Origin of the sequence: Methylobacterium sp. E-041 (genome assembly GCF_022829665.1) — a bacterium.
In the GTDB taxonomy this organism is placed as follows: domain Bacteria; phylum Pseudomonadota; class Alphaproteobacteria; order Rhizobiales; family Beijerinckiaceae; genus Methylobacterium.
In genome coordinates this window covers 1-607 of the sequence record NZ_JAKSYQ010000171.1, presented here as the reverse complement: position 1 = coordinate 607, position 607 = coordinate 1, and the positions used below count along the sequence as shown (strand labels likewise).

Genomic DNA, 607 nt, shown 5'->3' with positions numbered 1-607 from the left:
ACCCAACGCGTCCGCCCGGCACGGCAAGCCGGAGATAGTCAACACTGATCACAAGGCAAGCAGTTCACCACCCACAACTTCACCAGTGTGCTGCTGAAGGCCGGGATCACCATCAGCATGGACGGCTGAATCGCATGATGCGACAATATTTTCGTCGAGCGTCTGTGGCGCTCGGCCGAATACGAAGAAATCTATCTGCACGCCTACGACAGCGTGAGTACGGCGCACGTATAGATTGCCCGGTACCTCGCCTCTTACAGCGGGTGAAAACTCTATTCGAGACTTGAATGCCGAACGCCCGACCAAGCCTACTTCGACAGGCTGCCGCATTCCGCGCCCGCCGGGAACCGGCAAGATATCCGCTTATCTAAGCCTAAGTTGCGGTTCAAACAAACCGAGCCGCCTCTGTATGTGGTCTCGGACCTAGATACCGCGGCCTCAGCGCCGCTTGATCATCTCGTCGAGCGCTAGGTCGCGGACTCATAAAGTTCGCAGCCAGACCCGGACGGCAGCGAGTTTGACGCTGGCGAGGAAGTTATCGGGATCCTTGTCGTAGCGGGTGGCGACGGCGCGGAAGTGCTTGATCTTGCTGAAGAAGCGCTCGACC

General features: G+C 58.3%; 2 pseudogenes. One reads left to right on the top strand and one right to left on the bottom strand.

The annotated features are described in order from the left end of the window. Positions 1-264, top strand: a pseudogene (locus MKK70_RS15320) (IS3 family transposase); the annotation flags it as partial. A 216-nt stretch (positions 265-480) separates the two neighbouring features. Here the strand turns inward: MKK70_RS15320 and MKK70_RS15315 are convergent. After that, positions 481-607: pseudogene (locus tag MKK70_RS15315) on the bottom strand (IS5/IS1182 family transposase); the annotation flags it as partial.